The organism is Paenibacillus psychroresistens, from assembly GCF_009728935.1.
GTDB lineage: Bacteria > Bacillota > Bacilli > Paenibacillales > NBRC-103111 > Paenibacillus_AC > Paenibacillus_AC psychroresistens.
This window is the reverse complement of the sequence record NZ_CP034235.1, coordinates 3,355,169-3,369,182: the sequence shown is the minus strand read 5'-3', so window position 1 is coordinate 3,369,182 and position 14,014 is coordinate 3,355,169. Positions and strand designations below refer to the sequence as shown.

At 41.2% G+C, this 14,014-nt stretch carries 13 protein-coding genes; 5 read left to right on the top strand and 8 right to left on the bottom strand.

Annotation, left to right across the window (positions count from 1 at the left end):
* Window positions 1–155 precede the first annotated feature (155 nt).
* From EHS13_RS15190 to EHS13_RS15170, 5 genes are all read right to left on the bottom strand, one after another.
* The gene (locus EHS13_RS15190; protein ID WP_155701149.1) at window positions 156–983 is read right to left on the bottom strand and encodes an amidohydrolase family protein; all 828 of its coding nucleotides are present in this window, start codon (window positions 981–983) and stop codon (window positions 156–158) included.
* 32 nt (window positions 984–1,015) lie between these two features.
* Window positions 1,016–1,993, bottom strand: a complete 978-nt coding sequence (locus tag EHS13_RS15185; protein WP_155701148.1) for an aldose 1-epimerase — start codon at window positions 1,991–1,993, stop codon at window positions 1,016–1,018.
* A 43-nt stretch (window positions 1,994–2,036) separates the two neighbouring features.
* Window positions 2,037–2,357, bottom strand: coding sequence for a MocE family 2Fe-2S type ferredoxin (locus EHS13_RS15180; protein WP_155701147.1), 321 nt, complete (start codon window positions 2,355–2,357; stop codon window positions 2,037–2,039).
* The gene (locus EHS13_RS15175; protein WP_155701146.1) at window positions 2,354–3,451 is read right to left on the bottom strand and encodes a fatty acid desaturase family protein; all 1,098 of its coding nucleotides are present in this window, start codon (window positions 3,449–3,451) and stop codon (window positions 2,354–2,356) included. Before EHS13_RS15175 ends, EHS13_RS15180 begins: the two co-directional genes overlap by 4 nt.
* Before the next feature lie 105 nt (window positions 3,452–3,556).
* Window positions 3,557–4,582 carry a LacI family DNA-binding transcriptional regulator gene (locus tag EHS13_RS15170; protein WP_155701145.1) on the bottom strand — a complete coding sequence of 342 codons (1,026 nt, stop codon included), beginning with the start codon at window positions 4,580–4,582 and terminating at the stop codon, window positions 3,557–3,559.
* A gap of 217 nt (window positions 4,583–4,799) precedes the next feature.
* Between EHS13_RS15170 and EHS13_RS15165 the strand changes: the two genes are divergently transcribed.
* The 5 genes from EHS13_RS15165 to EHS13_RS15145 all read left to right on the top strand — a co-directional run bounded on the left by EHS13_RS15165 (window position 4,800) and on the right by EHS13_RS15145 (window position 9,610).
* Window positions 4,800–5,987, top strand: coding sequence for a GAF domain-containing sensor histidine kinase (locus EHS13_RS15165; RefSeq protein ID WP_227013949.1), 1,188 nt, complete (start codon window positions 4,800–4,802; stop codon window positions 5,985–5,987).
* 154 nt (window positions 5,988–6,141) lie between these two features.
* Entirely contained in the window at window positions 6,142–6,336 is a 195-nt protein-coding gene (locus tag EHS13_RS15160) for a hypothetical protein (RefSeq protein WP_155701143.1), read from the top strand.
* Complete coding sequence (locus EHS13_RS15155; protein ID WP_155701142.1) at window positions 6,324–7,481, top strand: spore germination protein; 1,158 nt, start codon at window positions 6,324–6,326, stop codon at window positions 7,479–7,481. The genes EHS13_RS15160 and EHS13_RS15155 overlap by 13 nt, the downstream gene beginning before the upstream one ends.
* Window positions 7,474–8,553 carry a GerAB/ArcD/ProY family transporter gene (locus EHS13_RS15150; RefSeq protein WP_155701141.1) on the top strand — a complete coding sequence of 360 codons (1,080 nt, stop codon included), beginning with the start codon at window positions 7,474–7,476 and terminating at the stop codon, window positions 8,551–8,553. The genes EHS13_RS15155 and EHS13_RS15150 overlap by 8 nt, the downstream gene beginning before the upstream one ends.
* The gene (locus EHS13_RS15145) at window positions 8,537–9,610 is read left to right on the top strand and encodes a Ger(x)C family spore germination protein (protein WP_155701140.1); all 1,074 of its coding nucleotides are present in this window, start codon (window positions 8,537–8,539) and stop codon (window positions 9,608–9,610) included. Before EHS13_RS15150 ends, EHS13_RS15145 begins: the two co-directional genes overlap by 17 nt.
* A gap of 13 nt (window positions 9,611–9,623) precedes the next feature.
* Here the strand turns inward: EHS13_RS15145 and EHS13_RS15140 are convergent, their stop codons facing one another.
* Genes EHS13_RS15140 through EHS13_RS15130 form a run of 3 tightly spaced genes read right to left on the bottom strand, consistent with a single transcriptional unit; the run spans window position 9,624 to window position 13,995 of the window.
* Complete coding sequence (locus EHS13_RS15140; protein WP_155701139.1) at window positions 9,624–10,103, bottom strand: DUF5662 family protein; 480 nt, start codon at window positions 10,101–10,103, stop codon at window positions 9,624–9,626.
* A 41-nt stretch (window positions 10,104–10,144) separates the two neighbouring features.
* Window positions 10,145–13,036 carry an excinuclease ABC subunit UvrA gene (gene uvrA, locus EHS13_RS15135; RefSeq protein ID WP_155701138.1) on the bottom strand — a complete coding sequence of 964 codons (2,892 nt, stop codon included), beginning with the start codon at window positions 13,034–13,036 and terminating at the stop codon, window positions 10,145–10,147.
* Complete coding sequence (locus tag EHS13_RS15130; protein ID WP_155701137.1) at window positions 13,033–13,995, bottom strand: hypothetical protein; 963 nt, start codon at window positions 13,993–13,995, stop codon at window positions 13,033–13,035. The genes uvrA and EHS13_RS15130 overlap by 4 nt, the downstream gene beginning before the upstream one ends.
* Window positions 13,996–14,014 lie beyond the last annotated feature (19 nt).

Sequence of the window (14,014 nt, the reverse complement as noted above, 5' to 3'; positions counted from 1 at the left end):
TCTCACAGCGAATCCGGCAATTAGCGCGAGTAATAAAGATAAACTTATAAATACTGTAAGAACCAATGAACTACACCACCTACCAATGTAATGCTAAGTCCCCTTTATTTTCCCCGATTAAGTGTAAAACATTCTAAGAAGTAATATTAAACTAGTTATAACCTATAAAAGCGCTCCGCATTTAAGCCAAAAATTTGATTAAGCTGTTTTTCGCTGAGATTGGGAAGTGTTTTATAGAGTACATTTATAGTTTCTTCATAGCTGCAAGCTAGCAGACATACAGGCCAGTCACTACCATACATTACTCGTTCCGTGCCGAAGCAATTCAACACGTGCTGGACGTAGGGCTGTAAGCTGGCAGCAGGATCCTGCTCTCCAATGATACGTGTTACCATTCCAGATAGCTTGCAATATACATTCTCAAGCTTCGAAATCCCTTCGAGATCATTCCACCAAACGTCTGATTTATTATCACCCATGGCAGGATTTCCTAAATGGTTAAGCACCGCTCGCAGCTGTGGAATTGATTTAATAATATCGGTTATTTGCACCAATTGCTGCGATTCAATTAGAAGATCTATAGGAATATTCCGCTCAGCCAATAGCTCCAGCGAATCTATAATCCTCTGGTTTAGAATAAACTCTCCCCGCTCATTCTTTCTAAAGCTAGGCCTCACACCAATAAAGTAGGGATTATGCATAAGACGTCTAAGCTGCTCAGCGAAATTCTCGCTTTCTAAATCCAGCCATCCGACAACACCGGCCAAATTAATCTCCTGTTGGCATAGCTCAAGAAGAAACTCCGTTTCAGCAATCGTTGATGCAGCTTGAACCACAATCGATTTATCTATATTGTGCTGCTGCAGCAATGGAGCTAATTGTTTAGGCAAATAATCTTGGTGCAGATCACCTGCTTCTGGCGTAAGCCATCCATAATCGCCGCGGCTAAGCTGCCAATAATGCTGATGGGCATCGATTCTCATATTTATTCCTCATCTCTCCGTAATTGCATATATTATTCAATCCATAAACGATTCGTAAAATAAATCACTTCTCCTGGCAGGATGCCTTTAACCCCTGTCACACTATGATCGTAAGGAAGATTGAATCCATCCGTCAAGTAGGTGTAAGGCTCCAGTGAAAAAGCCGAAGCCCAATCAGGTCGAAACATAAGGATAAACGGGAATATCGGGTCTATTTGATAAGCAATCTTATAATTACGATTTCTCATTTCTATATAACAGGTACGATCTTCGTCCTGCAGATTAACGAGTGAACATCCAAGCTTAGCATAATCCGAGATAGCTATGCCTTCATTTAAGCTTTCGCTGAATGTCGTAATTGTTGGCTCACCAAGCACAAAAGATTGATTAGTGATAGGCCACTCTGCAGCAGCTGGTATTTGGAGCACAATCTCATCGTTGGTATCGAAGGGTACATAGAAGTAAGGATGAAGTCCAAATGCAAAGGGTGATTCTTCACTCCCTTCGTTATAAATGGATCCACTACAGATCAGACTCCCTTCATAAAGCCTATAAGTGATAATAAACGTAAGCATATGTGGAAAATAGGCGATAATTTCACTGTGAGCAGCAAACTGGAACCGACTAGTAACGAATGCTCCCTGCTCATCCGATGCTCCGAATTCCATGACCTCCCAAGGTCTACAGCTAATTTCACCATGCAAATGATGACTTGGCGGCTCATTCAAAGGCAGCTGATAGCTTTGTCCCTTATAGGAAAAGCTGCCGTTTTTCACTCGATTAGGAGGGAAAAGTATCGGCGTTCCATATTTGAAGTAACCGTTTGATCCGTCTACTAGTTCATGTAAACTCTCTGGTGGCATAATGACATGAATTCCATTGATTGTGAAATGAACAAGATTATTTCCGACCTCAGGTACAATAATAGCAGTTGCCTCTAACCCTGCATCACTTAATTCTATTGTGTTAAATCCTTCTTTCACTACGAGCTCGGCTTTATAACGACTCATCCTCAAACAACCCTCCCATTAATTTGTTAAACAAAATAATGCTTTATTCCACATTAATGAATACTTTCCCGCCTTCCAGTTTGACTGGATAAGTCCGTAAATCAATGCAGACCGGCACTTTCTTAGCTTTGCCTGTGGGGATATCAAATCTTCCGTTATGCTTGGGACATTCAATTATATTGCCGATGACGAGGCCTTTTGATAAATGAAATCGTTCATGGGTGCAATAACCATCAGAAGCATAATAGTCGCCTTTCTCAGTACGATAAATCGCAAAGGTTCGATCACCGTGGTCGAAGCGAATGACATCCTCCACCTCTACATCCTCTGACGTGCAGGCTTCAATCCAATTTTCTGTGCTCATATCTGCTCACTCCTCTGATCTTTGTCTGGATAATAAGGTCCGTATAGATAAGGATTAGCTGTCGGTGGCAATGGCTTCTCAACCACAAATGCTGGATTATGCTTTTGTTTAATCAACGCGTTTATCACTTCTTTTAAGGCTGCAAATAGACTTGATCGTGGAGTCGGAATATCATATAACATTTCTTTATGCAGCTTGGGAAGCGCATGGTACGGGACCATCGGAAACATGTGATGTTCGACATGGTAGTTCATGTTCCAATAAAGGAAGCGAAACACAGGATTTAAATACATTGTACGGGAGTTCAGCCGGTGATCCAGAACGTCTTCATAAAGACCTAGATGCTGCGATACGCCAAACAAAAGGGCTAATACATTTCCATAAAAGGAAGGAAGCACGATAAACATAGCAGGTAATAGGCTGCCAGTAAGGATGCATGCGGTAATTGTACCTAAGATAATAAGCATATAAATGCGAGATTCCCAGAATGTCTTTCGCTGCTGCGAAGCTGGAATATACTCCTTCTCAGGGGTATCCAGCTTGCCAAATACATGGAGAATAAAGCGCTTGATCTCAACTGGTCCACCATATAAGTGAAAAATTTGCATTAACAGAATACGATAGATGGGCGGCCGCTCTGCTGCAATTTCCGGATCTCTGCCGACAATAATGGTATCTGTATGATGACGGGTATGGCTCCAGCGCCAAGGTGTCGCCGAACGAAGCACAAAAAACGAAGCTATTTGATAAATAACCTCGTTCATCCAAGGGGTTTTGAACGCTGTGCCGTGTCCGCATTCGTGCCATCTCGAATCACCTGGAGATGTATAGAGAATGCCATATGCAAGAAATGCAGGAATCGACCACCAGCTTCCCCAGGATAAATAAGCCAAATATCCGAATAAAGCGAGTGCTCCAAACCAGATGATCGTATCGCGGATGGCTGGACCATTCCGACGTTTCATCAATTCTTTCATTCTCGCACGAGGGATTGGTGTAGCGTACCAGTCGGCCGTAGCCAATCCTAGATCCTGCGCCTTTTGATTCTCTGGACCTGTGATGCTGTAGTTCCTTTTCTCCATTCTCACTGCCATGATACTGCCTCCCTTTTGTAATAAGATTAATGTTTAAATAACCTGTTCGATTATCGTGCCCGGGCACATATTAGTCCAAAAAATAGCAGAATACAGAAGCTACTCCTATAAGCTTTCTGATATTGAAATCTGTGTCTCTGTGAAATAATATTCCTGCTCAGGTTGCTTATGCATAAAAATGAAATCATACAGTAGACGCAATGGACGATAACCTTGCTGGTATGGATTTTGCATAATGGTGAAATCTATCAAGCCTTGCCGTATCCCCTCTTCAACCTCTGGCTGCAAGTCGTTGCACACGATTCGAATTCTTTCTTCCCTGCTATTCTTTTTGATAATATCAATGCAAGCCTCAATACTGCCCGTTGCCATATAGATTCCTTGGATGTCTGGGTGGTTTGCAAAAGCAGCTTGCAGCTTCACTTGCGTATCTTCGAAACGTTCGTAACCTTCAATCACTTCCACTATCTCAATCTGTTTTCCAAGCTTCTCCAAACCATCTTTAAATCCTTTCAATCGCGAGCGTTGTGCGTGAAATTTCAACGTGCTCGTTATGACAGCAACCTTAGCGTTCATAGGGAGAATAAGGTTCATAAGCCCTGCAGCAATTCTGCCGCTCTTATAGAGATCTTGGCCGACAAAGCAGATGCGTTTACAATTCTCCACATCCGAATTGAAAGTTATAACTGGCACACCCTGTTCAACAACATAGTCGATGCTTTCTCGAATTTCCTCATCGTCCATAGCGCAGTACATAATTCCGCTAGCTTTCTCTTCAATGAACATGCGAATAGCCTCTACGCTCTCCTCCGACCGATTAATGTCGACATAGCGGTATTCCACTCTAATGCCAAAACCCTTCAGTTCCGCTGCGGCATCATTAATCCCTAGCCTAACATCGTCGAAAAAGCCAATTTCCTTAGGTGGCATTACTATGCCAATCAAAACTGGTTTCTTGCTGTGCGCTAATGCTTTTGCCGCCACGTTTGGTACGTAGTTCAACTCATTTGCGATAAGCAGGATCCGCTCGCGGATTGCTGGCTTAACGCCTGGCCTGCCATTGAGCACTCGATCTACCGTTCCTCTAGACACGCCTGCCTTATCTGCAATTTGTCTAATTGTTATATTCATGGTTCATCTCCGAATCGACTGTGCTCGAGCACAGTTTCATTATGAACAATATCGAGCATTTTATCAAGCTTTTTTTTAAATCCACAGAGATTCTAAACCTATAGTTGTAGTGGTACTTTTATAAGAATATAATAGACAAATCAAATCTCTTGAAAGGGAGGACGACACTATCTTAAAAACAGATTTTATAGACGTTTTATCGGTCATTTCCGATAAATTGTATGAATCAGCTGCCAATGTGATGGATACGGCCAGCAAAATGATGCCGGCGAATACCTTCTGTATTGCAAATTTAGATAACCTTTCTACTACCGTATTAAAAGCATATAATCGCAGTAAAGTTATGCTTGGCGAGGGGCTTGTTGTTGACAACAAGGATTCTTACTGTGCTCTTGTAACCGAGCATGCGCAGGGTCCGTTGATTATTGACAACAATATGACGCATGCACTGACTAAAGATATGGCTGCAACACAATTCGTAGGTGGATGTTCTTTTCTTGGGGTTCCCATCATAACCGGTGATGGAGAAATGTACGGCTCGCTCTGCGCCTTTGATCATGAATTCTATCAATACCAACCCAGAGATGTAGAATTATTGCTTTCTTTGTCCGCCTTCTTCTCTACACTATTGGAGCTTGAAACAAATATTCAGCAACTGAGATCAGCCGAAAATGTAGCATCCAAGATGCTGGCGGAGAAATCTAAGCTGTTAGAAGTGCTTAGCCATGAAGTTCGTAATCCAATGAATGGAGTGCTAGGCATGGCAAGCCTATTACATTCTACTGATTTGACCAACGAGCAGAAAGAATATGTAGATGTAATTATAAAAAGCGGCAGCAGTCTACTCTCGATAATGGATCATATTCTAGACTATTCAAAAATCGAGGCGGATACTCTGGAACTGGAGAGCAGCCCATTTCTTATCCGCGATGACGTAAACTACGTTCTACAAACATTCACTGAGGAATCCGAGCGAAAGGATTTGCGATTGTATGCTGAGTTTGAATCCGGTGCTGATACTATTCTCATTGGAGATAGCAATAAAATACGCCAGATCTTATCCAATCTGATCGGAAACTCGCTTAAATTCACCGAGCAAGGGGAAATCGGCGTTGCAGTACGAATGAGACTAGCTGATGGGGATACAGTAGATTTAACAATCGAAGTGAAGGATACGGGTGTTGGCATACCCAAGGATCAGAAGGATCACTTATTCCGAGCTTTCTCCCAAATTCACGATGTAGATACTTCCGTCAAATATGGCGGCGCAGGTTTGGGATTAGCTATCTGCAAGCGGCTGGCTGAGCAAATGGGTGGAAAGGTTTGGATGGTAGATTCGAGTGACGAAGGCAGCCGATTTGCCTTTCAAATCCCCCTAAAGCAGCTTTTAAGCTCTTTGGGATGAAGGCATTTTCTAAAGATAAATATGGTCATAATTAAAGCTGTGAATCCTTATTTAATAAGGGTTCACAGCTTTTATATTTTTCACGACCTTGTATACTATTACACTACAAGGGGATACTCCTTATATCCATTATCTTGAAAAGGGTGAGCATTCTATGAACACATTACTTCGGAATCTAAGTGACAAGTTTTCTGATAACGATGATTTTTTCAATCTCCAAGAAACACTATCCGACACCCCGATCGTATTATTGGGCTTTTATTCATTAATTGATTTGGCAGTTACGAAATTAAGTATACAAGATATATCCATGCATTCAAAGAAACCAAAATCACGTTGGATGAACTAAAAAACGAACTAGGAGAAGTAAAGAGTGATGCTGATACCAAAGAAGCCCTTTCTAAAATCATTCAAGGTAAACTCCTAATCTACTTCGAGAATGACGAGTCCTATATCATAATGGACCCCACACCAAAGCCGCTTAACCGAGCTATAGAATCCTCCATAAATGAAAATGTATTTCAGGGGTCACTAAACTCTTTTACCGAGGATATCCAATCCAATATCGGAATCGTACGGAAACACATTCTCTCTGACAACATTAAGGTAAAATCTTATTTAATCGGTAACGAAGAAACCACGAAGCTCTCGCTCATTTATTATGAAGGTCGCACGAACATGGAATTCATTCATAAGCTCGTGAATCAAATCGAAAAAAACAAGAATAAACAAATTGAAAACCTGCAGCAGCTATCTAAAAAAATAATGGAGTCTCCCTCATGGATCATGATCTCGAAATTCAATCAAACGGAGCTGCCTCAAGAGGCCGCAAATTTCCTAAGAAAAGGCCGAGCCATTCTGTTTGTAGACAGGCTCCCAATTGCATTAATTGTTCCAGGTCTGTTTTGGGATGTCTTCTGTCTAGATAGCGATCGAAATTTACCTCTGCCATTGATGTTATTTTTACGCGTTTTACGTGTCATCGGCGCTTATGCAACCCTGATTTTACCAGGCTTATATGTCGCACTCGTCTCCGTCAACCCTGAGGTTCTCCGAATAGAAATGGCCTTATCGATCGCCCAAACCCGGATAGGCATCCCTTATCCAGCATTCATCGAGATCTTCCTCATGCTCATCATTCTTGAGTTGATCCTCGAAGCCAGTGTCCGATTGCCGAAAAATATTGGACCCACGATAACTATGGTGGGTGGAATCATCTTAGGGCAAGCTGCCGTGCAAGCAAAATTAGTTAGCAATCTGCTCATAATCATTCTTGCGGCGACCTCAATCGCAAACTCAACTGTCGTGGGGTTACAACAATCACTTGCCCTTCGAATATCGAAATATCTCATTGTTGTAATGGCGGCCATTTACGGTCTTCTCGGAATCTTAGAGGGGCTTTTATTGATTAGCGCTTATTTAGCTAGTTTGCATACCTACGGGATTCCTTATGTCAGCTTCTCGAAAGAAAAGGATGAAATAACTCATGGATAGAACCTGGCAAGTCACATTAATATATTTTATTACCCATGTTGGTCTTATCTTCTTTATTTATCCTGGAGATATTATCAATAGTACGGAGGACGGACACTGGATCCCAATCCTACTCGGCTTTACCGTGCATATTATAGCAATCTCCATTTATATGAAAGGTCTTGGATATATAGGGACCAAGGATGTCGTCAGTCTATATTTAGGAATCGGAAAAGGAATGCCATTCTTATTCTTACTTCCAATAGGTGTATATTTTCTGATGACATGCATCGTCATAGTGAGAACTTTAGGAGAGATCATGACGATCGTGTTCCTTTCAAGCACTCCGCTTTGGGCTATTATGTTTTTATTCTTAGTTATTTCAACCTATATTGCCATTAAAGGTATCCAATCCATCTTTAGAACTGGCGTGTTAATCGGATTTCTTAATGTTCCGATCATTTTGTTCTTTTTCTCGACTTCCTTTCAAAATGTTGATTGGAGGTATATTTTCCCCTTAATCAGCAATTCTTCCTTTCTATCCGATCCTGATTACTTGAAGAGCTTTTTTGTATTCTCGGGAGGTTTTTTGATTTTAGGTTTTGTTCAGCCATATGCCACTTTTCGAAAACGCCATATATTGATTGCCGCTTTGGCTCTTCTGCCTTTCCTTATTTTCTCGGTTTACGTACCCTTGCTAACGTTTGGCCAAGCTACTGCTTCCACGTTCAATTTTCCATTTATTATTACTCTCGATACCATTTCTATTTCATGGGTGATGTTTGACAGAATCACGATATTCCTATTATTAAGCTTGATTTCCTTTTTAATGCTCTTTCTTGCGATCGCCTTATGGTCTACAATGCGGGTCGTTACTCAGAGCTTCCCAGTTATGAAACCCCTTTATTTGCTTTTATTGATTCCAATTTTCGTATTTATCGTTTGCATGATGATACCAAACTGGAAAGACATTGAGGAGCTTTTTTGGTGGAATATGTACTTAAGATTCTATATATTAGTAGCCATTCCGCTCTCGACTTATTTTTTCGGAAAGCATTTAAAAGGAAGGTCGAAATATGAAGCAATCGATTAAACGCGGGCTGGTACTGACAATCAGCATTGCACTGCTAGGGGTTCTATGTGGATGTTGGGACAATAGGGACATCGATCATCGTTCGTTACCCGTCGTCATGGGACTTTCCTTGCATGACGGCTTATATGAGGTTGTCTTGCAAATTCCAGAACCTATCACCAACGGAACCGACATAAGAATAATGAAGCAAACCGGTGAAACCATCAACCAAGCTGTGGATAAGATCAGCGAAAGAATGGAAAGCAGCGTAGATCTTCTACATTTGAAAATGATCCTGATCGAAAAAGGATACGCTCAACAAGGCCTTACTGACAGCATCTCCAGCTTCATACGAGCAAGGGATATTTCTCCGAAAGCATTAATTGTCATAAGTGACGAGAACTTGGATTCTTTTTTCGATTATGTAAAAAACTCCATGACGCCAAAGAAAATAACTCTTTACGATTGTTTCGAGAAAAATGCAGGTTGGAATCCTCAAATAGCCTTGACACACATATGGCAGGTATACCGAAGCATACATTCTTATACCCGTGACGTCGCCATCCCAATAATTAAATCCGGAAAAAGTGGGACGATTGATTATTTAGGCTCGGTAATCATCAAGAATGGGAAAATGGTTGAGCAGATTACGCCGGAAGAAACCTTGCTTTTCAATTCTTTTAACGGTCAAAGTGCACAAGGGAAAATTGAAGTCCTGGATAAAGCCAGCGTTCTGATCTTGAGAAGCTCGATGAGCCAGCACAGTAAACTCATCAATGAGATACCTTATCTGGATGTTCAAATCACAGTCAGGGTGTCAATCGTGGAAACGAAAGGGACAGTTACGTCACAAATCATAAAACAAGAAGTTGAAGAAACACTTTCGAAAAGGTTTAATGGAATGTTTCACAAATCTCAAGCCGAAGAAGCCGACATCCTTGGCGTGGGACAATATTTTAGAAACAAAATACCTAGAACCCAATTGAGAAATTGGAGATCTGAGTACTTTCCTAAGTTGCGGTTGAATTTAAAAGTGAAGACAATTATTCAAAATGAAGGAAATACGAAACTCGAATAGTTTGCAAAATCCGTTAATTTAATTCACCATTGGTTTTTGCTTCATGCTTATTGCCCTTCTTAATAAAATGTTTAAGTTTTTCCTTAGTTTCATTATGTAAGATTATTGTATCGGTTAAATCCAAATCTAATTCTTTAAATCTTTTTCCCCATTTTCTTGAAAATGATCTCCAATCACATACCATTTCAATCAAATATTTAGTTGGCATCGGTACCGCTTCTTTTGTATGTGGATTAACAACCCAATATTCCCAATGATGTTTATTGTTATGTTGGTGATGTAACCAAGCATATTTCCATTCTAATTCTTCAGCTTCAGTAAGTTTAGTATTAGAAAAAAATTTCTTAGCATATGGATGAAATTCTTTTGGAGAAAACTTTGACATATCATGAAAAATTCCCTGGATGTATAATCCTTCTTTCCAACACTCTATTAAGACATTAAGTTTATGATTATTTATGTATAAAAAGCATTTCCAATAAGCTTTCAACAATTATAGGACCTCCCCCATTTAAAAATCGCACCAAATATAGACTAAATAGGGATTTCTCTTAGAACCTCCTGTAAAAATCTACCTGTTAGCGATCCAGCTGTTTCAGCTACTTCCTCAGGTGTACCAAATGCAACCACTTGACCACCATCATAACCACCTTCTGGACCCATATCGATAATATGATCGGCAACCTTAATCATATCCAAGTGATGCTCAATGACAATGACCGAATGTCCAGCCTCCACTAGCTGATTGATACAGTCGATAAGCTTCTGGATATCATGCAAATGCAAGCCTGTTGTCGGCTCATCCAAGATATACAAGTTATGTGAACCGCGCTTCAATTTGCTCAATTCGGTTGCAAGCTTGATGCGCTGTGCCTCGCCACCGGATAATGTAGTTGAGGATTGTCCAATTCGCAAATAACCAAGACCCAGCTGATTCAACACAGTTAATTTTCGCATTATGGCAGGCTCTTCAGCAAAAAAAGGTGCGGCTTCTTCAATGCTCATCTCCAGTATTTGTGCAATGTTCTTCTCGTTGATTCTGATATCCAGTACTTCCTCGTTAAATCTCTCTCCCTTGCAAACAGGACAAACCGATTCGATATCAGGCATAAACTGCAGCTGTGTTGTAATAAGACCTTCACCTTGGCAATTCTCGCAGCGCCCGCCATTCTTCTGGTTGAAGCTGAAATCGCCTTTATTTAATTGGCTGCCTGCTGCACTAGCAGCTTCTTCATATAGCTCACGAATCTTATCAAAAAAGCCCACATAGGTCGCTGGATTCGAACGTGTGCTGCGGCCAATAGGGGATTGATCGATTGTGATAATCCCGGTTAAATGTTCATGTCCTAATAAAGCATCGTGTTCACCAGGAATAATCCGTGCATTATTGAACAGTAAATCTAATTGTTTACACATAACCTCATTGATTAACGTGCTTTTTCCTGAGCCGGAAACACCTGTGATGCACACCATTACTCCCAATGGAATATCCACATTTACGTTACGCAGATTGTTTGCTCTTGCACCTTTGATGGAAAGCGCAGCTCCTGACAGCTGCCGGCGCAAGGCTGGTACTTCGATTCTCCTTGCACCGGATAGAAAAGCACCAGTAATAGATTCTGAATGATTCTGCAGCTGATCCGCAGTTCCTTCAGCAATAATACGACCGCCATGTATACCTGGTCCTGGCCCGATTTCAATAATATGATCCGCACTGCAAATAGTTTGGATATCATGCTCCACAACAATAATTGTGTTCCCAATGTCACGCAGCTTCTTCAATGTATCAATAATGCGTTCACCATCTCTGGCATGCAACCCAATACTGGGCTCATCCAGCACATACAACATCCCCATAAGACCAGAGCTGATTTGGGTGGAAAGCCTTATTCGCTGTGCCTCGCCACCTGATATCGTATCTGAACGGCGACCCAAGCTTAAATACTCCAAACCAATATCCAACAGCAGCATTAATCTTGACTGGATTTCCGAAATAATCTGTTTACCCACATGTGCTTTTTCAGAAGAGAGCTCGATTTTATTCAAGTAAGGGTAAAGCTCTTTTAACGACATTGTACATAATTCATGAATATTGGCATTACCTATTTGGATTGCAAACCGCTGTGACTTTAGCTTTTTCCCTTCACAATCTGGGCAAGTGTGTTCAATCATAACTCGCTTATAGAAAGCATCTTCCGCATTATTTCTATGTTGGCTGCGTTTCATATAAAGCTTGTACCACCAGTTAATTATATGAACGAATCCGCCATAAGCCATTAATTTACCTTCAGAACGAAATTGGGATTTAGTTGCATCCTTGGCAGGAAGAAACGGGAATTTCTCTCCTTTCGTACCAAAGAAAAGAATATCATAGATCTTTTCCGGCAATTCATTAAGTGGTGTATCCAAACTAAATCCATAGTGCAAGGCAAGGCTGCGCATCATTGACCAATGCCAAGTATTCTTGCCTGCACCCAGCAGTTTAACATCGATAGCCATTTTATTAATACTTTTATCTGCATTCTGAATTAAGAATCTGGCTTCTGCACGCATGAAGGTTCCAATTCCGCCACATGTTCGACAAGCACTATCCGGATCATTAAATGAGAAATAATTCGACTTCATCTCACCTTTAGTAAGATGATGCTCCGGACATGCGAAATTTGCATAGAACATCTCCATGTCCAAATGAACTCCAGCCGGCACAGAAATGATTTCAAACCGAATAAAGCCTTCACCGAGTAGATTCAAGCTGTTTTCAATCGTTTTATTGAGGAGTTTGAACACATTGGGCTGAACAATAACTTTGTCTACTATGACCTCAATGCGATATTCCATTTCTTCTTCTAGTTCAATAGCACCGCCCAAGCTATGCCGTTCACCGTCAATAATAACGGTTCGAAACCCTTTAGCCCTGATTTCATCGAAGGTTGTATCATAGTTTTCTCCATAGATTTTATAGACAGGCGCTAGTACTTCAAGCTCCGTACCTTCGGGAAGCTGTTGTATGTGATCAATTATCTGCAGAGATGTGCGAATAGGTACGGAATGATCGCAGAATGGACACGTCGCTTCACCAACAGAGGCGAAAAGCAATCGCATAAAATCATAAATATCCGTCATCGTTCCTACAGTTGATCGGGGATTGACTATTCCCTTTTTTTGTTCAATAGCAACAACCGGTGATAATCCAAAAACAAAGTCAACATCCGGCTTTTTCATTTGATTCATCCGGCTTTTCGCAAAGCTTGAGAGCGATTCGAGGAATCGACGCTGCCCCTCCCCATAGATGACATCAAAGGCCAATGAGGATTTACCTGACCCGCTTACTCCTGTAATGACTGTGATCTTATCGCGAGGAATGTTAACATCGATATTTTTTAGGTTATTCTGCCTAGCACCGCGCACTTCAATATGATGCTTCATCCATTCTTACCCTCCCACTGCATGAAATCATCTTGTTCAAATAAATAGGCAGGCTCCGTTAGTTGAACCCTACTTTTGGGAGTAGCTTTAGTTTCCGCCTCCATCTTCGCAAGTAAACCACGCTCCGCCAGCCAATCACACCCTGTTGTAGCAGAACCCGTATCGATATGAATGATTAAGCTGAATTTTTCCACAATGTCTGTAACTGTTCTGATTTCCGCCTCAGCTTTAAGGAACGCAAGAATGGGCTGGAACAATCGTTCAGCCCTTATGTTTAAATAGTCATTGATTAACTCTAATACAGCCTTGACCTTGGACTCGTTCACCTCTCCCAGGAGCATCTCTGTGTACACAGCATGGAAAAAGTCCGGGTTATAGGTGATCGCTTGTTGCACGGATTCCCTCATAGGAATATCTTCATTCAATATGACTTCAATTTGCGCTAAAAGATCCACGATCTTAATGATCCAAAATGCGCTATAGATGTAATCGTTTTTTATGTATAACCACTTTTCTGCTTTTGCTAGTAAACTGAGCGTAAAGGAACCAATAGTCATCAGCTGCAGCTGGCGGTCTCGCTCGCCTATGTAACGAATTTGGTCAAAATATTCGGTAATCGAAGCATCCTTCGTAAATAGCAATGTGCTGCGAACCAGCATGGAGTGGCTGATCGAGCTTAGCACCGAGCGTTCCACCCAGCGTTTGAATTCATTGCGGGTTTGGATACTCGTATTAATCGGAACATCGTTCTCAACAAAACAAGCATACCCCGTCTTAAGCTTCTGATCATGAACAATTAGCTTAATATCAATGTCTGACTTTTCCCATACCTGATCATAGGAGAGACTTCCCAGTAGAATGGCTGCGATGACTTGCTCATCCTGCTGAATTTTGGATACAAACATTTGCAATGCTTCTCGGAAAAGCTTAGTGGTCATCTCGTTTATCCTTGATTGCATCCTAAGGCCTCCATCCAGA